Source organism: Pseudomonas sp. FW507-12TSA, assembly GCF_058781435.1.
On record NZ_JBYSWT010000027.1, the window covers coordinates 1 to 22,376 of the forward strand.

Consider the following 22,376-nt stretch of genomic DNA (forward strand, 5'->3'; position numbering starts at 1 on the left):
CTCCGGCCTACGATATCCAGCAGGCCTGTGGTACCGGGCTTGAGGCAGCGCTGCTGGTGGCCAACAAGATTGCCCTGGGGCAGATCGAGGTGGGCATCGCCGGGGGGGCCGATACTACCTCCGATGCGCCCATCGGCATCAACGAGGGCTTGCGTCGCACCCTGCTCGCGGCCAATCGCGCCAAGGGTACCGGCAACAAGCTGCGCAGCCTGCTCAAGGTGCGCCCGGGGATGTTCTTCAAGCCGTTGCTACCGCGTAATGGCGAGCCGCGCACCGGCCTGTCCATGGGCGAGCACTGCGAAGAAATGGCCAAGCGCTGGCAGATCAAGCGCCTGGCCCAGGACGAACTGACCCTGGCCAGCCACCAGCGGTTGAGTGCGGCCTACCAGCGGGGTTTTTTCGACGACCTGCTGACGCCGTATCGCGGGTTGGCGCGGGACAACAACCTGCGCGCCGATGCCAGCCTGGAGAAGCTCGCCGGCCTGGGCCCGGCCTACGATCGCAACAACGGCACCCTGACCGCGGGCAACTCGACGCCCCTGACCGATGGCGCCTCGGTGGTGCTGCTGGCCAGCGAAGAATGGGCCGCAGCCAATAATCTGCCGGTGCTGGCCTACCTGCGTACCGGGGAGACCGCGGCGGTGAACTTCGTCGATGGCACCGAGGGCCTGCTGATGGCTCCGGCGTACGCGGTGCCGCGCATGCTGGCCCGGGAGGGGCTGGGGCTTGGCGACTTCGACTTCTATGAGATCCACGAAGCCTTCGCTGCCCAGGTGCTGTGTACCCTCAAGGCCTGGGAAGATGCCGACTATTGTCGGGACAAGCTCGGGCTCGAAGGACCACTGGGCAGCATCGAGCGGGCCAAACTCAACGTCAACGGCGGTTCCCTGGGGTGCGGGCATCCTTTTGCCGCCACCGGCGGGCGTCTGCTGGCATCCCTGGCCAAGGCCATCCACGAGCGCGGTGGAGGCCGCGGACTGATTTCCGTCTGTGCGGCAGGCGGGTTGGGTGTCACCGCCATCGTCGAAAAATAAAATAACAAGGAGACTGCCAATGAGCGTCGTAAGCCTGCAGCCCGTGGAGCGTATCTGGCTCAACGCCTATATGCCGGGTGTACCCAGCGATATCGAAGCCGACATCGACCGCTACCAGTCGCTGCGCGAGGTGTTTCTCGAACACGTGGACAAGTATCGACAACGGGTGGCCTATGTCAGCATTGGCACCGAGATGGGCTATGACCTGTGGGAGAAGCGGGTGTTCGCCTTCGCCGCCTGGCTGCAGTCCAAGGGCGTGAAGAAGGGCGACCGGGTAGCGTTGATGATGCCCAACAGCCTGCAGTACCCGATCTGCCTGTTCGGCACCCTGCTGGTGGGAGCGGTGGTGGTCAACGTCAACCCGCTGTACACCGCCCACGAACTGCGCCACCTGCTCAAGGACAGCGGCGCCGAGACGGTGGTGATCTTCGAGAACTTCGCCCACACCCTGGAGCAGGCCATGCCCGGGAGCAAGCTGAAGAACATCGTGGTGGCCTCCATCGGCGACCTGGTAGGCACCTTCAAGGGCGCGGCACTGAACTTCGTCCTGCGCCACGTGCAGAAGCAGGTTCCCAAGTTCAACCTGCCAGGCTCGATTCGCTTCCCGGCGATGATGAAGCTGGCGGCGGTGCTGGAGCATCGGCCGGTGGACCTTGCGCAGGACGATATCGCCTTCTTGCAGTACACCGGCGGTACCACGGGCGATGCCAAGGGTGCCATGCTCACCCACCGCAACATCCTGGCCAACCTGATGCAGGCCAAGGCCTGGGTCGGCGACCAACTGGACGAAAACCAGCAGGAAACCAACGTCACCTTGCTGCCGCTGTACCACGTGCTGTCGCTGACGGTGAACTGCCTGATGTTCATGTGCCTGGGCGGGCGCAACATCCTGATCGCCAACCCGCGGGATGTGAAGCGGGTGCAGATGATCCTGCGCAAGGAGAAATTCAGCGGCATCGTCGGGGTCAACACCCTGTTCAATGGCCTGCTGGAGAACGAGGAGTTCCGTGGGCGCGACTTCTCCGACCTGAAGCTGACGATCGCCGGAGGCATGGCCACCCATACCGCCGTGGCCCAACGCTGGAAGGAAGTCACCGGGGTGCCGATCGTCGAAGGTTATGGCCTGACCGAATGCTCGCCGGTGGTGAGCATCAGTCCGATCGACATTTCCCGCATGCGTGAAAGCGACTTCAGCGGCACCATCGGGGTGCCGTTGCCCTCCACCTGGGTGCGCTTCATACGCGAGGACGGCCAGTTGGCGGACATCGGCGAAGAGGGCGAGCTGCAGGTACGTGGCCCGCAGGTGATGAAGGGCTACTGGCAGCGGCCCGAGGAAACCGCCAAGGTCCTGGATCGCCATGGCTGGCTCTCCACCGGTGATATCGGGGTGATGAACGAACGCGGCTTCATCCGCCTGGTGGACCGCAAGAAGGACATGATCCTGGTGTCCGGCTTCAACGTGTACCCCAACGAGATCGAGGATGTGGTGGCCTTGCATCCGGGGGTGGCGGAGGTGGCGGCCATTGGCGTCGAGGATGGAGTGACAGGGGAGAAGGTTAAGATCTTCGTGGTGCGCAAGGACCCGAACCTGACCCAGGAGCAATTGCTCGCCCACTGTCGCGAGTACCTCACTGGCTACAAGGTGCCGCGCTACGTCGAGTTCCGTACCGAAGAGCTACCCAAGACCACCGTCGGCAAGGTCCTGCGCCGGGCCCTGCGCTGAACCTGAGCAAACCGGGCGCTCCTGCCGGGGGCATAGGATCCCCTGCAGGAGCCAAGCTCGCTCGCGATGGTCGTTAGCGGTAGCGCGTATTGGCTGGATAAACGCAGCGCACTGAACGCCATTGCGGGCAAGCCTCGCGCCTGATTTCCTTGACCGATCGGCATTGCCCTGCGGGGCGTTTTTTTACCTTCGCTGTTTCCACAAGGCTGGCAAGCCATGTCATCCCTGGGTGTTCACTGGCCCTCGGGCAGGCGTACCTGGCCCGCTTGCAGGCCGAACACTTCCACGCCCTCGGCTGTGGATTGACCTGTGGTCACCGGTACTCGCCGTGCCGGCTGGTCGGCTGCGGGGCGGTACTCCACGCTCATGCCTTCGGCGCTGCGCTGGATCGCCGCGGGGGGCACCACGATCGCCTGGTCGTTGCTGTAGGTGATGATGGTCAGCCGGGCACTCATGCCCAGGCGCACCCGTTGCAGTTGCTCCGGGGCCAGCTGGGGAATCGACAGGGTCACCGGGAACTGGGCGCTGGACCCGGGCGAATCGTTGGGGATGGCCAGGCTGCTGACGATATCCACCACGCCTTCCAGGCGTTCACCATCGAAGCCATCGCCGAGGATCTCCACGCGCTGGCCCTGGTGCAGCTGGTTGATATCCAGTTCCGAAACCTTGCTGACGATCTTCAGCTGTTCGATGTTGGCCAGGCCGAACAATACCTGGCCCTGGCCCAGGTGCGCGCCAGCCTGTACCGGTCCTGTGCTGGTGGTTGCCGGATTGCTGCCTGAGCTGCCGCCGGGAGGTGGAACGACTATTCCGGCGAAGGGCGCGACCACTTCCTTGGCCTCCAGGAGCTTGCGCAGGCTTTCATACTTGACCGTGGCATTGGTCAACTCCATCTCGGCAATCTGCCGGTATTCACCCGATCCCTGGTTGAGCGCCTGCTGCAACTCACCCTGGGCGGCCGTCAGGTCCATGCGCTGGATCTGTGCCTGCTGTTCCTGGTCGTTCAGTTCATTGCGCGGGATGATGCCGCGCTTGAACAGGTCCTGGCTTTCACGCAGCTTGCGCTCGCTGTTGGCCAGGGACATCTGCGAATTACGCAGGGTTCGTCGTGCCCGGGCGACCGTGCTGCCGTTGTTCCAGTCCCGCAGTTCCTGGACCGTACGACGAGCCTTGAGCTGTACGGCAAGCGCGTCGCGCAGTTGGATTTCCACCAGCGCCGGGTCCATCTGCAACAGCACCTGCCCAGCCTCGACGCGCTGGCCCTGTTCTACCAGGTTGGCTTGGACATTCCCTTCGAAAGGCGCCGTCAGGACGATGGTCTTCTGCGGCTCGATCTTGCCCACCAGGCCGATCTGGTGGGTGAGCTGGGCACCTTGGATCGCGATCCAGCGGCCAGTGCCAGTTTGGTCGGCTGCCGGTGATCGGTAATCGATCAGGATCGCTGCGCCGATGGCGATGCCCACGGCCAGCGCGAGCGCCTGTAGGGCGTGGCGACGACGCTTGCCAGCCTGTGGCTTGTCAGAAGTCATTGAGCGCAATCTCCCAGCTTTCCAATGTCATGCCCAGGGTCAGGTCCAGTTGCGTTTGCGCGTTGAGGTAGGCGATCAGTGCGTTTAGCCGGGCATTCTCGGCATTGCGCAGGTCGCTCTCGAAGCTCAGTACCTGGAAGTTGCTGGAACGACCGGCGCTGAGCTTTTCCCGTTCGATTTCCAGCTTGCGTTTCGACAGCTCGCTGGCTCGCTGGGCAATCTCGTATTGGCGCCAGCGGGTGCCCAGGTCGCGCACCACGTTGTCGACGTCGCGCTCGAGTACCTGGCGCGCATCGGCCAGGAGGATCTCCTGGTTCTCCACATTGACCTGTGCCCGGACTTCGGCCTGGCGCGTACTCAGGTCGCCGATGGGAATACTGATCTCGACACCGGTGTAGCCATTCCAATTGCGTTCCGAGCCATTGCGAGTGTCGGTGTCGAACCGGTTGCGAGTCTGGTTGGCTCCCGCAACCAGGTTGACGTCCCAGCGTGCCTGGTCCTTGGCCATCACCAGACCCAATTCGGCCTGCTGGCTGCCCAACAGGGTGGCAAGGTATTCGGGTTGCTGGGCCTGGGCCAGGCGCAAGGCTTCACGTTGGTCGATGCTGATCTTCGATGCCTGCAAGGCTTCGCTGGCGCGAATCCGCGATGACAGGTCCAGAGCCAGCAGGCGCAGCAAGGACAGACGGTTGAGATCCACCTGGTTGCGTGCTTCCTCGACTCCCAGCTCCTGGCTGGCGATATCGGCTTCGGTCTGCACGATCTCGAATTCGGCCATGCGCCCGGCCGTGATCAATGCCCGGTTGACTTCCAGCAGGGTGGTTGCACGTTTCAGGGCATCCTGGGCAATAGCCAGTTGTTCCTGGGAACGCAGCAGCTCCCGGTAGGTGGTGATGATCGTGCTGATGGTCTGGGCGACCGTCGCCTTGAGGTTCAGGCGGTTGCCTTGCTCGGTGAGCCGTGCCAGTCGCAACGGGGCAGTGGTCACGTCCCACCCGGCGCCCCGCAGCAGCGGCTGGACTATCGACAGGTCCAGGCCGTCACTGCGATAGCGCCCCGCATTGTCGGCCCTGCTCAGGTCCTGGGTCCAGGCCATGCTCAGCCTGGTGCCATATTCGCTGAGCAGGCTGGTGGTGGGGGTCACCCTGGCCCTTTGTTCCGCGTCGCTGGAGCTTCTGGAACTACGGTAGGAACCGGTGATCAGCAGCTTGGGGTTGAAGGTGTCCTCGGCTACCCGCAAGTCGAACTTCTGTGCCACACGTTGCAGATAGGTGCTGCGGATGCTGCGGTTGTTACGCAATCCCAGGTAGACGGCATCTCCCAGGGTCAGGTCGGTCAGTTGCTGGCTGAGCAGTGCACTGCGTTCGTAACTGCTGCGCATGGTGGGCACCGAAGGTGGCGCGACCAGCTCCCTGGCTTGGCCCCAGGGACTCGTCAGGCACAGGCACAGGTAGGCCAGGGTCCAGAGACGCCAATCATTCATCGCGCAGCGCCTCCACCGGTTGCAGCTTGGAGGCCGAGACCGCCGGATACAAGCCGAAGAACAGGCCCACCAGAAGAGTGCTGCCAATACCCAGCGGTAGCGAGGCGGCAGCCAGGGAAAAATGCCAGCCGGACATCTTGGCGTAGATGAAGGCCGATGTGACCCCGAGCACCGCCCCGGACAGCGCACCGACTGCGGTCAGGGTCACGGCTTCCAACAGGAACAGGTTACGGATGTCTCGCTGGCGTGCGCCCAGTGCCATGCGGATACCGATCTCCCGGCGCCGCTCGGAGACATTCATCAGCATCACGTTCATCACCCCGACGCCGCCTCCCACCAGGGAAATGCCACCCAGGGCCATCAGCAGGTAACCGAAGGTCCGGCTTTGTCGGGTCATGCCATCGATGATCTGTTGCGGCACCTGCACCTCCACGTCTCTACCGCGCAATATGGTCTTCAACGCCTGGGTCATGGCCGCCGCCACTTGCTCCATGTCCTGGCCTGGTGCGGCGCGGGTCACCACGTTGCTGATCTGCGGCGAAGTGAAGATGCGTCGCATGCCGGACAGGGGAAGGAACACCGAGTCGTTGGCCTGGACCGGCACCAGTACCGCGTTGGGCTGGCTCTGGAGAATGCCGATGACCAGGAACAAGTAGTCGTTGATTCGTATCCGCTCACCCGGCCTCAGCGGCTGTCCCGGGGTGCCCAGGATCTGGGCGATCTGGTGGCCTACCACCGCATAGGTCTCGCCCTGATCGAAATCGGACAGGAAGCGCCCTTCGCGCAGGTGCAAGCGCATGGCTGCAGCCAGCCCGGTGGTGGCTCCGACCAGGCTTGCATTGGCGGTGCGGCCATTGAACACCACCGGTCCGCTGAGCAGGGCGATGGGGGCGACTTCGAGCAGGCTGGGAACTGCTTGCTTCAGCGCTTGGGCATCGAGAGCCTCCGGCATCGGCGTGCGTGTGTCGCCATTGCCGGGAAAGCGTGCCACCAGGGTGTCGGTGCCCATGTCCTGGAAAATCGCCGCGGCGTCCTCTGCCGCGTTATGGCCGATGTTGATCAGGGCCACCACCGAAGAGCTGCCGATGACGATGCCCAGCAAGGCCAGGACCGAGCGCTTGCCCAGGGTCCGCAGGCTGACGAAGGCTTCGTGCAGCAGTTGGCTGGCGCTTTGCTCGAGCATCAGGCTCATGCCGGGCAGACCTCTTGCACCACGCCGTTGTTGACCCGGATCTGCCGCTCCAGCCGCTGGGCGATGCCAGGGTCGTGGGTGACGATGATCAGGGTCACCTGGCGCTCGCGGTTCAGCGACAGCAGCAGGTCCATGATGTCCCGGGCCGTGTGGCTGTCGAGGTTGCCGGTGGGCTCGTCGGCCAGGATCACCGAGGGTTCGCCCACCAGCGCCCGGGCGATGGCCACCCGTTGCCGCTGGCCGCCGGACAGGTCCGCCGGGCGGTGATCGGCACGCTGGCCGAGCCCGACCTGGTCGAGTACGTGCATGGCCCGCTCCAGGGATTCGCGCCGGGCCACGCCCCGGTAGCTCAGGGGCAGGGCGACGTTGTCCAGGGCGCTGAGGCGCGGCAGCAGGTTGAAGCTCTGGAACACGAAGCCGATCTGGCGGTTGCGGATCGCCGCCAGCTGGTCGGGGCTGGCGCGAAAGATATCGTGGCCGGCGAAGCGGTAGTCACCGCTGTCGGGCAGATCCAGCAGGCCGAGGATATTCAGCAGGGTGCTCTTGCCGGAGCCCGAGGCGCCGAGGATGGCGCAGCTTTCGCCGGCATTGATGGACAGGGAAACATTCTTGAGGATATGCAGAGGTTGTTCTGCCAGCCGATAGCTCTTGCCTATGCCTTGCAGGGAGATCAAACCTTGTTCGATTATCGTCTCTGTCATTGCTTACTGCGCCGGCTGGCTCGGCGGCCTGTTCGAAAAAAACCACGCCTTGAAGGGCATGGAGGTTTTTTTCGAGACAGCGCCAAGCTCTGGTTTTATTTATTATTTTAAAAAACTTGTTTGAATAGTAACTGCGTTCATTCCCATGCGCCAGCCGTCTAGGGCGGGTAATCGAGAGCTTTTTTTGACAGGTTCGGGGTAGGAACCCACTGGTCACAAAACGGCCTATGGGCGCTTTGAGAGTCCCTAAGGCCCTTGCTTTTAGGGAATCTCGCGGGTATAAAAAATCAAATTTTTTTTTAAAACACTGTTCGAACGGTCAGTTTTTCATCCAGTAAAGGTTAGCCCTCCATGGTCGCCAAGAAACTCAGTGCCCCCAATGTCACCAAGACCCGACTGCTGGAAGCGACCGAGGCATTATTCATCAAGTACGGCTACGACGCCGTGCTGCTGCGCCAGATTACCGAACGGGCCAAGGTCAACCTGGCGGCGGTGAACTATCACTTCGGCGACAAGGACTCGCTGATGAAAGCCCTGCTCATGCAGCGCCTGGGCCCACTCAACGACCAACGCCTGGAACTCTTGGCCAAGTGCGAGGAGCAGGCCGATGGCCCCCTGGACTGCGAAACCCTGCTGGGGGTGTTGTTCGCCCCGGCCATGGGCATGGAGCGCAGTGATGAAAGCGGCGGGGTGGAAGGACGTTCGTTCATCCGCTTCCTTGGCCGGGTGTACAGCGATACCTCGCCCTTCATCCAGGAATACCTCAAGGAACACTACCAGCCGGTGTTCGAGCGCTTTTTCAAGGCGTTCGCCCTGGCTCTGCCGGATCTGCCGCGCAACGAGCTGGGGGTGCGCTTGCAGTTCGCCCTCAAGGCAATTTCCGGGGTAATGGCCGGTACCGAGCTGCGCTTGCTGATGCAGGCCATGAGCCTGGGGCGTCCGGCTACCGACGCCGAGGTCATGGCCAAGCTGATCAGCCTGGTGTCGGCGGCCATTCGGGCGCCGATGCAGGACCCGGATTCCGAGCAGGCGCTGGGCAAGGTCCTGGCTACCCAGCGCTCGATCCGCCAGCAAAGCCAGTCCATGGCCGGGCTGGCCACCAGCTGATTTTCCCCAGCCCAACGAGCCTGCTTTGCGACTCGTAGCTGCTAGCTGGCGAGGCTGCGACCGACTGCTCAGCAGTCGCAGTTCGCGGATCAACCTGAGCCGATGCCCGCTGCGCAGCCTGCGGCTGCGACTACACGAAACGCCAGCCCCCACTCATTCACCTCGCTGGGCAGGTGCGCTACCTGCATCATTCGGCCGGTGGATGATGCTCAGTACCTGGCGGGACATCTGCTAGGTTTTCCTGGCACTCGCCAGGAGCCCTCGCCATGACTTCATTCCAGCAGCACATTCTGGCCGTCAACGGCATCGAACTCAGCGTCCGCGTGGCCGGCCCGCAGCAGGGCCGACCGGTCTGGTTGCTGCATGGGTTTCCCGAATGCTGGCATTCCTGGCGCCACCAGGTGGCGGCATTGGTGGCGGCAGGGTTCCAGGTCTTCGTCCCGGAAATGCGTGGCTACGGCCGCAGCTCGGCTCCCCAGGCGCTAGAAGACTATGACCTGCTGACCCTGTGCGCCGACATCCAGCAGGCCATGGACGCCTTCGATCATGGCCGGGTGTGCATGGTCGGCCACGATTGGGGCGCTCCGGTGGCTTGGCACCTGGCGCTGCTGGAACCGCAGCGGGTGGCGGCGCTGGTGACGATGTCGGTGCCTTTTGCCGGAAGGCCCAAGCGTCCGGCTACGGACATCATGCGCCAGGTGCACGGCGCGCATTTCAACTACATCCTGTATTTCCAGGAACCGGGGCTGGCCGAAGCTGAGCTGGATGCCGACATCGATGCCAGCCTGCGCTTGTTCATGGGCAACATCGACGCGTTGCTGCAACCCAAGCCGGCCGAGGCCCGCTTGTTCGACGGCGTGACTATCCCCGAGGGCTTGCCCGCCTGGTGTTCCGAAGAGGATTTCCAGGCTTATCGGCAAACCTTCGCCGGCCGCGGTTTCCGTGGGGCGTTGAACTGGTACCGCAACTTCGAGCGCAACTGGCAGCGCAGCGAGTTCCTCGCTCAAGCCCGAATCGTCCAGCCTACCTTGTTCCTGCTGGGCGACAGCGACCCGGTCGGGGTCCTGGAAGCCCATACCCTCAAGCGCATGCCCGACCGGGTCGTCGACCTCGAGCAACATCTGCTGCAAGACTGCGGGCACTGGCTGCAAAGCGAATGTCCCGAACAGGTCAACCGCTTGTTGCTGGACTTCCTGCAGCGACGCTTTGCCTGAGGCGTCCGGATATCAGCCCAGCACCTCGCGCAGCCGATGCCAGAACATGCCCAGTGCCAGCAGCGGCGCGCGCAGGGCCCGGCCGCCAGGGAAGGTCATGTGCGGCACTGCGCTGAACACATCCAGGCCTTGGCTGTGTCCGGCATGGATCGCCTCGGCCAGCAGGCGCGCCGTCCAGTGGGTGACGTTCAGCCCATGGCCCGAGTAACCCTGCGCGTAGTACACATTCGGATACTGGCGCAGGCGCCCGACCTGGGGAAAGCGGTTGGCGGTGATACCGATCTTGCCGCCCCATTGGAAGTCGATACCGATGTCCCGCAGTTGCGGGAACACCTTGAGCATCTTCGGCCGCATGTAGCCGGCGATATCCACCGGGTCGCGGCCTGAGTAATGGCAAGCGCCGCCGAACAGCAGGCGGCGATCGGCAGTGAGGCGGTAGTAGTCCAGGCCTACTTTCTGGTCGCACAGCGCCAGGTTGTCCGGGATCAGTTGCCTGGCCAGGGCCTCGGGCAGCGGTTCGGTGGCGATGATGTAGCTGCCAGCGGGCAGGACCTTGCCGCTCAGGCGTGGCTCCAGGTCTTCCAGGTGAGCGTTGCAGGCCAGCACCAGGCGTCCGGCGCGCACCGTGCCCGCAGCGCAGCGCAGCGTCACGCTATCCCTGTGGCGCAGCTCCAGCACCGGGCTCTGCTCGAAGATCCGCACCCCCAGGCTGTTGGCCAATCGGGCTTCGCCGATTACCAGCTTGAGTGGGTGCAAGTGTCCGGAGCCCATGTCCACCAGCCCGCCGGCATAGACTCGGGACGCCACCACCTGTTGCATGTCTTGCGCGGCCACCAGGCGAGTCGGGTGACGGTAGCCCAGGCCCACCAAGTGCTCTTGTTCAGCCTGGAACGCGGCGTACTGGGCCTTGGTGTTGGCCAGCTCGCAGAAGCCCCAGCGCAGGTCGCAGTCGATGCCGTGTTCGGCGATGCGCCGGCCCACCAGTTCCACCGAGTCGATGCCGGCACGCTCCAGGTATTTGAGTCCTTCCTGGCCGACGTAACGGGCAAAGCCGCCGATTTCATGGCCGATGCCACGGATCAGTTGCCCGCCGTTGCGCCCGCTGGCGCCCCAGCCGATGCGCCGGGCCTCCAGCAGGATCACCGAGAGCCCGCGTTGGGCCAGCTCGATGGCGGTGTTGACGCCGGTGAAACCGCCGCCGATCACGCAGACATCGGCGTGCAGGTCGCCTTCCAGGGATGGGTAGCCGGGGAGGGCGCCGACCGAGGCGGCGTAGTAGGAGGGGGCGTGCCCGTTGGCGCCGCCCAGGGAGAATGGCTGGTTCATTTGTTGGACTTCACTTTGCTCCACGAACGAGTCATGACGCGCATGATCGCCGGGGAAGGGGTACTGGCGATGTACAGCTTGTCCAGTACCTCCTTGGGTGGATAGACCTCGGGATCGTTCACCAGCTGGGCGTCCATGTACTGCTGGGAGGCCGGCGTGGGGTTGGCGTAGCCGACCTGGGCACTGACCTTGGCGATCACCTGCGGGTCCAGCAGGTAGTTGATGAAGGCATGGGCCTGCTTGGTATTGGTGGCGTCCGCGGGGATGGCCATCAGGTCGAACCACAGGTTGCTGCCTTCCTTGGGAATGGCATAGGCGATGTTCACTCCATTCTTGGCTTCCCTGGCCCGGTTGGCGGCCTGGAAGGCATCGCCGGAGTAGGCGAACGCCACGCAGATATTGCCGTTGGCCAGGTCCGAGACGTACTTGGAGGAGTGGAAGTAGGTGATGTAGGGGCGCAGGCTCAACAGCTTGGCCTCGGCCTTCTGGTAGTCGGCCGCCGATTGGCTGTTGGGGTCCAGGCCCAGGTAGTTGAGCATCGCCGGCATGACCTCATCGGGCGAGTCCATCAGCGAGACCCCGCATTGCGCCAGCTTCTTCAGGTTCTGCGGTTCGAACAACACCGCCCAGGAGTCGATATGGTCGATGCCCAGTACCTGCTTGACCTTGTCGACGTTGTAGCCGATGCCATTGGTACCCCACAGGTAGGGTACCGAGTACTGGTTGCCGGGATCGTTCTGCTGCAACAGGGTCATCAGCTTCGGGTCCAGGTTCTTCCAGTTGGGCAGTTGCGCCCGGTCCAGCTTGAGGAAGGCCCCGGCCTTCACCTGGCGGGTGAGGAAGTGGTTGGAAGGCACCACCACGTCGTAGCCGGTACGTCCGGCCAGCAGCTTGCCCTCCAGGGTCTCGTTGGAGTCGAACACGTCGTAGATCACCTTGATCCCGGTCTGGGCCTGGAAGTCGGCCAGGGTCGTCTTGCCTATGTAGTCGCTCCAGTTGTACACGCTGACACTGGGCTCGGCCTGGGCGGCGGTGCTGCACAAGGTCGCCAGGGCGACCGGGATCACTGCTTTGAATAGACGCATGTTCGACACCTCTGTGGGATGTTTTTGTTGTGCGAAAGATCGCCGGGGTCAGACGCTGAGCAGCAGGAACTCGCGTTCCCAGGAGCTGATCACCCGCTTGAAGTTCTCGTTCTCGGCGCGCTTGACCGCGACATAGCCACGCACGAACTTGCGCCCCAGGTACTGCTCGATGACCGGGCACTCCTCCATGTGCGCCAGGGCGTCCTCGATGGTGATCGGCAGGCGCAGGTTGCGTCGCTCGTAGGCGCGGCCTTCTACCGCGGCGCTGGGGGCGATGCCCTCGACCATGCCCAGGTAGCCGCACAGCAGGCTCGCGGCGATCGCCAGGTAGGGGTTGGCATCGGCGCCGGGCAAGCGGTTCTCCACCCGCGTGGCATCCGGGCTGGAGGTCGGTATCCGCAGGCCGGCGGTGCGGTTTTCCACGCCCCATTCGACGTTCACCGGGGCCGAGGTATCCGGCAGGAAGCGGCGGAACGAGTTGGCGTTGGGGGCGAACATCGGCAGCACCTTGGGGATGTACTTCTGCAAACCGCCGATGTGCTGCAGGAACAGCTCGCTCATGCTGCCGTCGTCGTTGGTGAACACCGGCTTGCCGGTGGCGATGTCCACCACGCTCTGGTGCAGGTGCATGGCGCTGCCGGGCTCATCGGTGATCGGCTTGGCCATGAAGGTGGCGGTGACGTTGTGCTTGAGCGCGGCCTCGCGCATGGTGCGCTTGAACACGGTGATCTGGTCCGCCAGGTCCAGGGCGTCGCCATGGCGGAAGTTGATCTCCATCTGCGCGGGGCCGTCTTCGTGGATCAACGTATCCAGGTCCAGGCCCTGGGCTTCGCACCAGTCGTAGACATCCTCGAACAACGGGTCGAATTCGTTGGCGGCATCGATGGAGAACGACTGCCGGCCGCTCTCGGCACGCCCCGAACGCCCCAGGGGGGCTTGCAGCGGCAGGTCCGGGTCTTCGCAGCGCTGGGTCAGGTAGAACTCCATTTCCGGAGCCACGATCGGCTGCCAGCCCTTGTCGGTGTACAACTGCAGGACTTTCTTCAGCACGTTGCGTGGCGACAGCTCGATGGGGTTGCCGAACTTGTCGAAGGTGTCGTGGATGACGATGGCGGTGGGTTCCAGGGCCCAGGGCACCAGGAAGATCGACGAGGGATCGGGGCGGCAGAGCATGTCGATGTCCGCCGGATCCAGCAGCTCGTAGTACAGGTCGTCGTCGACGAAATCCCCGGTGACCGTTTGCAGCAGGACACTTTCCGGCAGGCGCATGCCTCGCTCATGCAGGAACTTGTTGGTGGGGGCGATCTTGCCGCGGGCGATCCCGGTCAGGTCGCTGACCACGCACTCTACTTCGGTGATCTTGTGCTCTTTCAGCCATGAGGAAAGCTGATCGAAAGGGGCGTTCATAAAGACCTCGATGATTGTTTTCATCTGCACCCAGGTGAGCGGGAGTATCCCGGCAAGGCTTCCCCTGCGGCGCATTGGCGACTATCTTGGGCAAGCCTCGTGGTTCCATCTATCCACTTTAAACAGAAGCAAAACGCACCAAAAGAGTGCGTAAGGTCTTCCCATGACGACGTCCAATCCGCTTCAGGTCCAGGCTTTCAAGAGCTTCGATGTGCTCGACCAGGTCCGGGCCACGCCAGGTTGGGTCCAGCAGTACCGGCAGATGTCCCCCGGGCATTTCAATGGCCTGGTGCGCTACCTGGACCTGCAGGGCGTGGAAATCTACGAAGAGCGCATGAATACCCGGGTCGAACAGAACTTCAACGCCCCCGAAGGGGCCCTGGCGTTCTGTTTCGATCGCAGCGACAACGCGCTGTACGTGCTCAATGGCGAAAGCCGCAACATCTGGATCACCCCCGAGAACTACCAGGAGGTGGCGGTGGTGTTCGGCCCCGAGTTCGTCCAGGGCCAGGCCTTGGGAGTCGAGCGCCTCGATGGTTTGTTCATGGCGCCCTTGACCTGCCAGCAGAACCCGTTGTTCTGTCGCTGGCTCAGCGCGACCCTGACCCGGCTGTCACAGACCCTCGATCCACCGAGTCGCGAGGCCCTGGCCCAGCAGTTGCTGGACGATTGCCTGTACATCCTCGACAACGCCTGCGTGCGTCTGGACCCCGGTGGTTTGCAACGGCGCACGGAGGAACGGGCGATCATGCAGCGGGTTGCGCAATGGGCCGCCGATGTCCCCGAGGAAACCCTCAACCTGCTGGAGCTGGCCCAGGTTGCCGGGGTGTCCCTGCGCCAGTTGCAGAGCGCCTTCAAGGGCTTTACCGGCATGGCTCCCAGCCAATGGCTGCGCTTGCGCCGGCTCAACAGCGCCCATCGCGAATTGCTCAGCCGCGGCCCGGCGGACACCACGGTGGCCGAGGTGGCGATGCACTGGTCGTTCTGGCACCTGGGGCGTTTTTCCAGCAGCTATCGGGCCTTGTTCGGGGAGTTGCCGAGCCAGACCCTGAGGCGCGCGCCCGGGGCCACCATCTTCAACCCACGGGATGGCGCAAGCGCGATTAGCGGAATGTTCCGCAGAGCGCATTACCCTGGTAGCCGTGCATCAGGGGGCCGAGGAACATGAAGGGGCCGCAGGCATGGAAGTCCGAACTGATCTTGCGGCTCGAGCGCAGCAGGGGTACCTCAGTGCCGTTGATGTCGTTGCCGTAGGCGATGGCATTGCTGTAGGACTCGCACACCGGCAGCTTGAGCGGGATCGGCAGGATCACCACCAAGAGTGTGGCGCCACACCATTGTCGTTCGGGCGAGCTCTTCTGCGTGCGCGTGATGACGGGCGTCATGGCATTTTCGATCAGTCGTCGGTGGGCAGCAGTCTTCGATACCTGTTCCTCAGGCATGTCCACCCAGGCGCCTACGCAGCCATGGAGTGCGAACGTCGTCAGGGCCAATAGCGCGCCCCTGATGAAAGGAGCAAACGAGCGGGGTGTGGGATGAAACCGGAGACTGGCTGGCAGTGGGGGCTGCAAATCGTCGTGAACTGCGCAATTGAGTGGAACGTGCATCCTGCACCTGTCGTTGGAATGGGGACTTGCGTGGGGCGACGCATTAGAAACGCCGGCTCGACAGTCGTCAACCGATTCCAGAGGCGCCCGACGCGGCAAGGCGTCGGGTAGATCGCGGGTGCATTCGCTGCTTGGCTACTTGACGCAGATCACCTGGTGCCTGGGCAGGATGGCGGTCAGTGGGCCGGTAATCCGGAACACGGCATTGGGGGTGCCGGCGGCGGCCCAGACTTCATCGAAGTTCAGCAGGTCTTCATCGACCAACAGCTTGAGTTCCTGCCGATGCCCGAGCGGTGGCACGCCCCCGATGGCGAAGCCGGTCACCTGCTTGACGAAATCGGCGTCGGCCTTGGTGATCTTGTCGCCGAGCAAACGGGAAATGGCTTGCTCATTGACTCGGTTGGGACCGCTGGCGAGGACCAGCACAGGCGTGTCGAGCGTGCCCCGAAACACCAGGGATTTGACGATCTGGGCTTTTTCGCAGCCCAGGGCGTTGGCCGCGTCGTCGGCGGTGCGGGTCGAGTCCGGGAGTTCTTGTACCGTCAGGTCGAGTCCACGCTGGTGGAGCAGGTCCTGGAACTGTTGGGCTCGTTTACTGATGCTCATGGGAATTTCTCCTGGGATGGGAAGGCGGAGAATAGCTGGCGCCAGCGCCACGGCCTGGGGTCGTATGAACCGCTGGGCTGGGCACTCAGCCCGGTGGCAGCAAGCGCAACGGGTCCACCGGCACGCCGTTGGCGCGGATCTCGAAGTACAGCTGGGCGCGATCGGTGTCCTGGGAGCCGGCCTCGGCGATCTTCTGGCCCTTGATCACCATCTGGCCTTCCTTGACCACCAGCTTGCTGTTGTAGGCATAGGTGCTGGTGTAGGACGGGCCGTGCTGGAGGATCATCAGGTTGCCGTAGCCACGCATGTAGCCGGCGAACGCGACCTTGCCGCCCAGGCTGGCGTGGATCGGCTGGCCCTGGGTGGTGGCGATGCGGATGCCCTGGTTGAGCTTGCCGGTGGGCGAGAAACGTCCGATCAGCACTCCACGCAGTGGCCAGGTCCAGCCCTTGAGGGTGACCTTGGGCATCGGCGGCGGGGGCGGCGGGGCCTTGCTCCGGCTGCTGGAGGTTCGTGTCTTGCTGCTGGCCACCCGGGTCGTCCTGGGCGTGCTGCCGCCAACCTTCAGCACCTGGCCGACTTCCACGGTATAGGGCGCCTTCAGGCCGTTGAGTCGCGCCACTTCCTTCCAGTTCGTGCCGTTGCGGCTGGCGATGGAATACAGGGTATCGCCGCGCTTGACCCGGTACTCCCCGGCCTTCAGAGGCCCGGAGCTGGGTGAGTTGGAGCTGCAGGCCGAGAGGGTCAGCAGCAGGGCAATGAATATGAATCTTGCGAACACACGCTATCCATTCTGTCTTGATGGGCCTGGGCCCGGAACGCACGGCCAGCGCTGAATCCAATCGCTGGGCGACGAAGCCGGCAACTATACCTGTTTGCCGAACGCTCGGCGCGTAGTAGACCACCGCAACAGGCATCGAACTCCCGCCGTCGGAAAAAAAGCCGCCATGGCCATAGTGGCCTGACTCCTGCTCCCGCCAGATAGCCCTGGTTCGCCGATTCCGTTGTGACGCCCCGGGTCAATCAAACTGAACCCCGGCTAAAGGTTCCTTCCTAAGCAAGTACAGACCGGGAGGAAATCCATGCACATCGAATACATCTGGATCGCGTTGGCCGTCATCGTCTTGCTGATCGAGTTCTGGGCCATCAAGAGCCTGCTGCGTAGCGGGGCCAGCTCCGAAAACAAGGGGGCATGGCTAGTGGTGATCATCTTCGTCCCGCTGCTGGGGTTCTTGCTCTGGTTATGCGTGGGCCCAAGGCAAGCGCATGGTTAGCATCCCGGGGCGGGCAGAGACTGAGGCGCGCTGGTCGGCACAGCCGGGGCGGCTTGCGGTGCCGGAAAAGGTAGAGCGCGACGGATATCGCCCATGGCAGCTGTGGCAGCTGTGGCATCTGGAGCTTTCTGGGGGTTGCCGATAGCGCTGTAGCCGGGGATGCCATCGGCAGATGTGGCCCCTGATCGGAGCCGCGAGCGCGACGGCATTGCGCCGCGCTCGCCCAGCTGTCAGTGCGGCGCGCGGGGGATGGTCTTGAGCAGGTCCTCGGGGCTGATATGGCCAACTACCGAGTCTGCGGCGCTGCCGGGCAGCGGCAAGTCGAGGATATGGCCCTTGATCTTGCCCACCACGTGCATTTCGCAAGGCTTGCAGTCGAACTTCAGGGTCAGCACCTCGTCACCGTGCACCAGCTGCATCGGTGCCACCTTGGTGCGCACCCCCGTCACGCCCTTGGCCTGCTTGGGGCACAGGTTGAAGGAGAAGCGCAGGCAATGCTTGGTGATCATCACCGGCACTTCGCCGTGTTCCTCGTGGGCCTCGAAGGCCGCGTCGATCAACTGCACCCCGTGGCGGTGGTAGAAGTCACGGGCCTTCTGGTTGTAGACGTTGGCCAGGAACGACAGGTGTGATTCGGGGTAGACCGGTGGCGGGTTGCTCTCGGCTTTGCGCGAGCCCCGGGGGTGGGCGGCGATACGCGCGGCGTCCAGGGCCTCGATGGCTTCCCGGCGCAAGGCCTTGAGCTGGGAGTTGGGGATGAAGTAGGCCTGGGGCGCATCCAGCTTGATGTCGGTGGCGTGGTAGCAGGTGGTGCCCAGCTGGCCCAGCAGGTCGCGCAATTGCTCCAGGGCCTGCTCCGGCTTGTTGGCTACGCCGAAGGGACCGTCCAGGGCGACGCTGATACCGATGCCTTCTTCACTGGTGGCACTCAGTTCCAGGCGCTCTTCGCGCAGGCGAGCCTGCCAGGCCAGGCCGATGCGACGTTCGGCGGAGGTGCGGGTCAGGGCCTGTTGCCAGTTGTGGTCCAGGTTGCGGCTCAGCGGATGGTTGGGACGCAGGCGGTGCAGGCCCTCGGGCATCTCGTTGGGCTCGACGCGATAGCGATAGCGTTTTTCACCGTCTTCCTCGAACTCGCCACGGGCTTCGGCGATGTTGGCGCGGAAACCCACCACTTCGCGCTTGACCAGCAGGTTGAGGCCGTCACCGTTGGACAGCGGCTCGAAGGTCACCACTTGCAGGTCACGCTTGCCGACCTTTTCCACCACGCCCACCGGCAGGCCGGTGAACGTCGGTGAGTCGAACGCACCGATGTCGATCTTGCGCTCGCTGACGAAATAGTCGGTACTGCCACGGTGGAAGGTCTTGTCCGGATCGGGAACGAAGAAGTGTGCGGTGCGGCCGCTGGAAGCGCGGGCCAGGTCCGGACGGTCCTCCAGCACATCGTCCAGGCGCTGGCGGTAGTAGGCGGTGATGTTCTTCACATAGCCCACATCCTTGTAGCGTCCCTCGATCTTGAACGAGCGTACCCCGGCCTCGACCAGGGCGCGGATGTTGGCGCTCTGGTTGTTGTCCTTCATCGACAGCAAGTGCTTCTCGTAGGCAATCACCCCGCCGTGCTCGTCCTTCAGGGTGTAGGGCAGGCGGCAGGCCTGGGAGCAGTCGCCACGGTTGGCGCTGCGGCCAGTCTGGGCGTGGGAGATGTTGCACTGGCCGGAGAAGGCCACGCACAGGGCGCCGTGGATGAAGAATTCGATGGCCGCGTCGGTCTCGGCGGCGATGGCGCTGATTTCCTTGAGGTTCAGCTCGCGGGCCAGTACCAGCTGGGAGAAACCGGCCTGGTCGAGGAATTTGGCCCGGGCCAGGGTGCGGATATCGGTCTGGGTGCTGGCATGCAGTTCGATGGGCGGGATGTCCAGCTCCATCACCCCCAGGTCCTGGACGATCAGCGCGTCGACACCAGCGTCGTACAACTGGTGGATCAGCTTGCGCGCCGGTTCCAGTTCGTTGTCATGGAGGATGGTGTTGAGGGTGGTGAACACCCGGGCGTGATAGCGGCGGGCGAACTCCACCAGCTGGGCGATCTCGCTCACCTCGTTGCTGGCGTTGTGGCGGGCGCCGAAACTCGGGCCACCGATGTAGACCGCGTCGGCGCCATGCAGGATGGCTTCGCGGGCGATACCGACATCGCGGGCAGGGCTGAGCAGTTCGAGGTGGTGTTTGGGCAAGGACATGTTTTTCTAATCAGGCTTATCAGGGGCAAGGCGCGCATTGTAGCGGCGAAACGCTTGCCCGGCACCCGTGTACTGCCCGGTGGCGGCTGCGCACTGGGCGCAGCCGCTTGGCGTCAGGCCTTGGCGGCCATCGCGGTGACTTCCACACGCATGCCGGGAACCGCCAGCGCAGCCACGCCGACGGCGGCACGTACCGGCCAGGGCTTGGCGAAGAAACGCTGGTAGACCTCGTTGAAGGCTGGGCGGTCAGCCATGTCGGTGAGGTAGATGGTCAGGTGCAGGACCCGGTCCATGGAGCTGCCGGCGCGTTCCAGGGCCACTTTCAGCGCTTGCAGGGTGCACTCGCTTTGCCGGGTGATGTCGCCCAGCTCCAGGCTGCCGTCGGCATGGGTCGGGATCTGGGTGGAGACCAGCAGGCCGCCGAAGCCGGCAACGTCGGAAGAAATGGAGTCGGCGTCCGGGTCGGGCAGGAAGGAGATATCGTGGTTGGCCATGGGCTTTTCTTGTCCTTGGGAAAACGGGCCTCGCATGATGCCATCAATGGCGGCATTTACCAGTCGAGGCGTACGCGGTGAGGGGCTCAGAAGAGCAGCTCGAGCATCCCCGCCAGCTGGCGCTGCTCGGGGCTGCGGGAGCGGCCGCAGGCCTTCAGGCTGTCCTGCAGGCACTGGACGAAGCACAGCGCGGCGGTGTCCAGCGGCTGGTCGCGCAGGTGGATCACGCTGACTTGCGCTTCTTCCAGCGGTTCGACCAGGTCCAGGGCCTGGGCCCGGCCCCGCAGGGGGGCGCACAGCAGCATGGGCTCCGGTGAATACCCAAGCATGCCGGCATCCACGATCAGGCTGCTGAGCATGGCACTGGACTGGGCGCCGACGATACGCCCGGCGGCGATGCTCCAGCCGTGGCGCTCGAACAACTGCTGGACCAGCGGGGCAGGGCCGGAGGGGCCGAAATTCATCACCCAGTCGTCCTCCAGCAGCTCGCCCAGGGAGCGCGCCGTGCCGCGCGGATGCCCACAGGAAGCCAGGACCTGCATGCGGTAGCGAACCAGGGGCTGGTGGACGAATTCCTGGGCCGGCAGGGTGCTGGCCGGGCCCAGGGCGAGGTGCATCAAGCCGCTGCGCAGCAATGGCAGGCTCACTGCCTGCAGGCCTTCATAGATCTCCAGCTGGACTGAGGGCAGCGCCAGGCGGAATGCCCGCAGCGTCGGCGCGAGCAGGGTCTGGCCCAGCCAGGGGGTGACGCCTACGCACAGCCGCGCCGGGGTTGCGCCGCGCAACTGCGCCAGTTCGTGCTGGGCCCGCTGCAACTGGCTGGCGATCTGGCTGGCGTGAGGGAGCAGCACCTTGCCTGCCGGCGTCAGCCTGGCGCCCCCGGTATGGCGCACCAGCAAGGCCAGGCCTTGTTCCTCCTCCAGTTCGCGCAAGGCTCGGGTCACCGCGGCCTGGGACAACCCCAGGATACGCGCGGCGGCGCGAATCCCACCGCCTTCGGCAACGGCCAGCAAGGCTTGCAGTTGATGTAGCTTCACGGCGCTTTCCCCTGAATACCAAAGGTTGTCACGACAACGTATTTGCGGCTTATGCCGGGCTTTTTCCGGCGCTAGGTTAGCCACTGGGCCAAGACCGGTCCAATCGCCGTTGCAGGCTTTCCTTGTCACTCAGGACATTCCCCATGCATGAAAGCTGGATAACCCCCGGCATCGCCGAAATCACCCCGGCCATGATCGAGCTGCGCCGGGCGATCCATGCCCAGCCGGAGTTGGGCCATGAAGAATCCCTCACCCGCGAGCGCGTGGCCCAGTGCCTGCAAGAGTGGGGCTACCAGATCCACCCGGCCATGGCCGGCACCGCGTTGGTGGCCACCCTGCGCAATGGCCAGGGCCCGCGCCTGGGGTTGCGTGCCGAACTCGATGCGCTGCCGATCCAGGAGCAGGGCGAGCGCCCCTGGCGCAGCCGCATCCCGGGCAAGATGCACGCCTGCGGCCATGACGGGCACATCGCGATGCTCCTGGCGGCGGCCTGGGAGCTGGCTCGCAAACCTGCCTGGCGCGGGACTCTGCAGTTGTTCTTCCAGCCCGCCGAGGAGGGCCATGGCGGCTCCGGGGCCAGGCACATGCTCGAAGAGCAGGTATTCGAGCGATTTCCCTGCGACGCCATCTTCGCCCTGCACAATTCGCCGGGCATGCCCCTGGGCAAGTTCGGGGTGCTGGCCGGGCCATGCATGGCCAGTACCGATAACATCGTGATCCTGATCCACGGCGCCGGCGGCCACGGCGCGATGCCCGACAAGACCCAGGACCCGGTGGTGGTCGGCGCCTCGCTGGTCATGGCCCTGCAGAGCCTGGTCTCGCGCAACGCGCCGCCCAGCGAGACCGCCATCGTCACCGTCGGGGCCTTCCTGGCTGGCGACGCGGCCAATGTCATACCGCAACGCGCGGAACTGCGCTTGAGCGTCCGGGCCCTGCAGCCTGAGGTCCGGCAGATGCTCAGGCAGCGGATCAAGAGCCTGGCCGAGCTGCATGCCAGCAGTTTCGGCGCCAGGGCCGAGGTGATCTTCGGCGAGGGCTACCCCGTGCTGGTCAACGATCCGGGCGCCAGTGCACTGGCCGCCCAGGTGATCCGCGACTGGCTGGGTGAGGAGGGGCTGGTGCCGGACATGCGGCCGATCTGCGCCAGCGACGATTTCGCCTTCTGGCTGGAGCGCGTGCCCGGCTGCTATCTGCTGATCGGCAACGGCGATGGCGCCGGCGGTTGCGAGGTACACCACCCCGGATACGACTTCAACGATCAGGCCTTGCCCTTGGGGGCCAGTTTCTGGGTGCGCCTGGCCCAGCGTTTCCTGACCTGAACCGAAC

General features: G+C 64.2%; 19 protein-coding genes and 1 pseudogene. 7 read left to right on the forward strand and 13 right to left on the reverse strand.

The genetic code is table 11. The features are described from left to right. Together AC3WK8_RS23030 and AC3WK8_RS23035 are read left to right on the forward strand one after the other, a co-directional pair. On the forward strand, positions 1–1,034 hold a 1,034-nt coding region (locus AC3WK8_RS23030; protein ID WP_103325976.1), incomplete at its 5' end, for an acetyl-CoA C-acetyltransferase. Between the two features lie 19 nt (positions 1,035–1,053). After that, positions 1,054–2,757 carry an AMP-binding protein gene (locus tag AC3WK8_RS23035; protein ID WP_103325975.1) on the forward strand — a complete coding sequence of 568 codons (1,704 nt, stop codon included), beginning with the start codon at positions 1,054–1,056 and terminating at the stop codon, positions 2,755–2,757. Positions 2,758–2,990: 233 nt separating this feature from the next. Here AC3WK8_RS23035 and AC3WK8_RS23040 read toward each other — a convergent pair whose 3' ends face one another. The 4 genes from AC3WK8_RS23040 to AC3WK8_RS23055 are packed head-to-tail and all read right to left on the reverse strand — an operon-like array spanning position 2,991 to position 7,635. Continuing rightward, entirely contained in the window at positions 2,991–4,286 is a 1,296-nt protein-coding gene (locus AC3WK8_RS23040) for an efflux RND transporter periplasmic adaptor subunit (RefSeq protein WP_085597766.1), read from the reverse strand. Continuing rightward, the gene (locus AC3WK8_RS23045; RefSeq protein ID WP_085597765.1) at positions 4,276–5,769 is read right to left on the reverse strand and encodes a TolC family protein; all 1,494 of its coding nucleotides are present in this window, start codon (positions 5,767–5,769) and stop codon (positions 4,276–4,278) included. The genes AC3WK8_RS23040 and AC3WK8_RS23045 overlap by 11 nt, the downstream gene beginning before the upstream one ends. After that, positions 5,762–6,961 (reverse strand): ABC transporter permease, encoded by a 1,200-nt coding sequence (locus AC3WK8_RS23050; RefSeq protein ID WP_103325974.1) that lies wholly within the window; start codon positions 6,959–6,961, stop codon positions 5,762–5,764. The genes AC3WK8_RS23045 and AC3WK8_RS23050 overlap by 8 nt, the downstream gene beginning before the upstream one ends. Further along, a complete protein-coding gene (locus AC3WK8_RS23055; protein ID WP_177409158.1) occupies positions 6,958–7,635 on the reverse strand; it encodes an ABC transporter ATP-binding protein in 678 nt (225 codons plus the stop codon). The genes AC3WK8_RS23050 and AC3WK8_RS23055 overlap by 4 nt, the downstream gene beginning before the upstream one ends. 378 nt (positions 7,636–8,013) lie before the next feature. Between AC3WK8_RS23055 and AC3WK8_RS23060 the strand changes: the two genes are divergently transcribed. Continuing rightward, positions 8,014–8,769 carry a TetR/AcrR family transcriptional regulator gene (locus AC3WK8_RS23060; protein ID WP_022644339.1) on the forward strand — a complete coding sequence of 252 codons (756 nt, stop codon included), beginning with the start codon at positions 8,014–8,016 and terminating at the stop codon, positions 8,767–8,769. A 266-nt stretch (positions 8,770–9,035) separates the two neighbouring features. Further along, positions 9,036–9,983: an alpha/beta fold hydrolase gene (locus tag AC3WK8_RS23065; RefSeq protein WP_085597762.1), complete on the forward strand. Its 948-nt coding sequence runs from the start codon at positions 9,036–9,038 to the stop codon at positions 9,981–9,983. A 12-nt stretch (positions 9,984–9,995) separates the two neighbouring features. Here the strand turns inward: AC3WK8_RS23065 and AC3WK8_RS23070 are convergent, their stop codons facing one another. Genes AC3WK8_RS23070 through AC3WK8_RS23080 form a run of 3 tightly spaced genes read right to left on the reverse strand, consistent with a single transcriptional unit; the run spans position 9,996 to position 13,801 of the window. Continuing rightward, entirely contained in the window at positions 9,996–11,309 is a 1,314-nt protein-coding gene (locus AC3WK8_RS23070) for an NAD(P)/FAD-dependent oxidoreductase (RefSeq protein WP_103325973.1), read from the reverse strand. After that, a complete protein-coding gene (locus tag AC3WK8_RS23075) occupies positions 11,306–12,394 on the reverse strand; it encodes a polyamine ABC transporter substrate-binding protein (protein WP_103325972.1) in 1,089 nt (362 codons plus the stop codon). The genes AC3WK8_RS23070 and AC3WK8_RS23075 overlap by 4 nt, the downstream gene beginning before the upstream one ends. Before the next feature lie 48 nt (positions 12,395–12,442). After that, positions 12,443–13,801 (reverse strand): glutamine synthetase family protein, encoded by a 1,359-nt coding sequence (locus AC3WK8_RS23080; RefSeq protein ID WP_103325971.1) that lies wholly within the window; start codon positions 13,799–13,801, stop codon positions 12,443–12,445. Between the two features lie 163 nt (positions 13,802–13,964). Here AC3WK8_RS23080 and AC3WK8_RS23085 point away from each other — a divergent pair. Then, positions 13,965–14,858, forward strand: a pseudogene (locus AC3WK8_RS23085) (helix-turn-helix domain-containing protein); the annotation flags it as partial. Between the two features lie 46 nt (positions 14,859–14,904). Here AC3WK8_RS23085 and AC3WK8_RS23090 read toward each other — a convergent pair. From AC3WK8_RS23090 to AC3WK8_RS23100, 3 genes are all read right to left on the reverse strand, one after another. Further along, on the reverse strand, positions 14,905–15,186 hold the full coding sequence (locus AC3WK8_RS23090; RefSeq protein WP_256592349.1) for a hypothetical protein: 282 nt from the start codon (positions 15,184–15,186) through the stop codon (positions 14,905–14,907). A 357-nt stretch (positions 15,187–15,543) separates the two neighbouring features. Continuing rightward, on the reverse strand, positions 15,544–16,014 hold the full coding sequence (locus AC3WK8_RS23095) for a YbaK/EbsC family protein (protein ID WP_085597757.1): 471 nt from the start codon (positions 16,012–16,014) through the stop codon (positions 15,544–15,546). A gap of 85 nt (positions 16,015–16,099) precedes the next feature. After that, the gene (locus tag AC3WK8_RS23100; RefSeq protein WP_022644351.1) at positions 16,100–16,795 is read right to left on the reverse strand and encodes a peptidoglycan DD-metalloendopeptidase family protein; all 696 of its coding nucleotides are present in this window, start codon (positions 16,793–16,795) and stop codon (positions 16,100–16,102) included. Between the two features lie 301 nt (positions 16,796–17,096). Here AC3WK8_RS23100 and AC3WK8_RS23105 point away from each other — a divergent pair, with 301 nt between their 5' ends. After that, on the forward strand, positions 17,097–17,288 hold the full coding sequence (locus AC3WK8_RS23105) for a PLD nuclease N-terminal domain-containing protein (protein ID WP_022644352.1): 192 nt from the start codon (positions 17,097–17,099) through the stop codon (positions 17,286–17,288). Positions 17,289–17,518: 230 nt separating this feature from the next. Here AC3WK8_RS23105 and AC3WK8_RS23110 read toward each other — a convergent pair whose 3' ends face one another. The 3 genes from AC3WK8_RS23110 to AC3WK8_RS23120 all read right to left on the reverse strand — a co-directional run bounded on the left by AC3WK8_RS23110 (position 17,519) and on the right by AC3WK8_RS23120 (position 21,050). After that, a complete protein-coding gene (locus AC3WK8_RS23110) occupies positions 17,519–19,519 on the reverse strand; it encodes a peptidase U32 family protein (protein ID WP_103325970.1) in 2,001 nt (666 codons plus the stop codon). A gap of 113 nt (positions 19,520–19,632) precedes the next feature. Then, positions 19,633–20,013 (reverse strand): RidA family protein, encoded by a 381-nt coding sequence (locus tag AC3WK8_RS23115; RefSeq protein ID WP_085597755.1) that lies wholly within the window; start codon positions 20,011–20,013, stop codon positions 19,633–19,635. An 86-nt stretch (positions 20,014–20,099) separates the two neighbouring features. Further along, positions 20,100–21,050, reverse strand: coding sequence for a LysR family transcriptional regulator (locus AC3WK8_RS23120; protein ID WP_085597754.1), 951 nt, complete (start codon positions 21,048–21,050; stop codon positions 20,100–20,102). A 143-nt stretch (positions 21,051–21,193) separates the two neighbouring features. Between AC3WK8_RS23120 and AC3WK8_RS23125 the strand changes: the two genes are divergently transcribed. Further along, positions 21,194–22,369, forward strand: a complete 1,176-nt coding sequence (locus AC3WK8_RS23125; RefSeq protein ID WP_103325969.1) for a M20 aminoacylase family protein — start codon at positions 21,194–21,196, stop codon at positions 22,367–22,369. The last annotated feature ends 7 nt before the right edge of the window (positions 22,370–22,376 follow it).

Bases quoted from the DNA above. Each gene is read 5' to 3' on its own strand.
- AC3WK8_RS23070 (WP_103325973.1), bottom strand. From the start codon at position 11,309: ATGAACCAGCCATTCTCCCTGGGCGGCGCCAACGGGCACGCCCCCTCC.
- AC3WK8_RS23075 (WP_103325972.1), bottom strand. From the start codon at position 12,394: ATGCGTCTATTCAAAGCAGTGATCCCGGTCGCCCTGGCGACCTTGTGC.
- AC3WK8_RS23050 (WP_103325974.1), bottom strand. From the start codon at position 6,961: ATGAGCCTGATGCTCGAGCAAAGCGCCAGCCAACTGCTGCACGAAGCC.
- AC3WK8_RS23080 (WP_103325971.1), bottom strand. From the start codon at position 13,801: ATGAACGCCCCTTTCGATCAGCTTTCCTCATGGCTGAAAGAGCACAAG.
- AC3WK8_RS23060 (WP_022644339.1), top strand. From the start codon at position 8,014: ATGGTCGCCAAGAAACTCAGTGCCCCCAATGTCACCAAGACCCGACTG.
- AC3WK8_RS23095 (WP_085597757.1), bottom strand. From the start codon at position 16,014: ATGAGCATCAGTAAACGAGCCCAACAGTTCCAGGACCTGCTCCACCAG.
- AC3WK8_RS23035 (WP_103325975.1), top strand. From the start codon at position 1,054: ATGAGCGTCGTAAGCCTGCAGCCCGTGGAGCGTATCTGGCTCAACGCC.
- AC3WK8_RS23115 (WP_085597755.1), bottom strand. From the start codon at position 20,013: ATGGCCAACCACGATATCTCCTTCCTGCCCGACCCGGACGCCGACTCC.
- AC3WK8_RS23110 (WP_103325970.1), bottom strand. From the start codon at position 19,519: ATGTCCTTGCCCAAACACCACCTCGAACTGCTCAGCCCTGCCCGCGAT.
- AC3WK8_RS23065 (WP_085597762.1), top strand. From the start codon at position 9,036: ATGACTTCATTCCAGCAGCACATTCTGGCCGTCAACGGCATCGAACTC.
- AC3WK8_RS23090 (WP_256592349.1), bottom strand. From the start codon at position 15,186: ATGACGCCCGTCATCACGCGCACGCAGAAGAGCTCGCCCGAACGACAA.
- AC3WK8_RS23045 (WP_085597765.1), bottom strand. From the start codon at position 5,769: ATGAATGATTGGCGTCTCTGGACCCTGGCCTACCTGTGCCTGTGCCTG.
- AC3WK8_RS23040 (WP_085597766.1), bottom strand. From the start codon at position 4,286: ATGACTTCTGACAAGCCACAGGCTGGCAAGCGTCGTCGCCACGCCCTA.
- AC3WK8_RS23105 (WP_022644352.1), top strand. From the start codon at position 17,097: ATGCACATCGAATACATCTGGATCGCGTTGGCCGTCATCGTCTTGCTG.
- AC3WK8_RS23125 (WP_103325969.1), top strand. From the start codon at position 21,194: ATGCATGAAAGCTGGATAACCCCCGGCATCGCCGAAATCACCCCGGCC.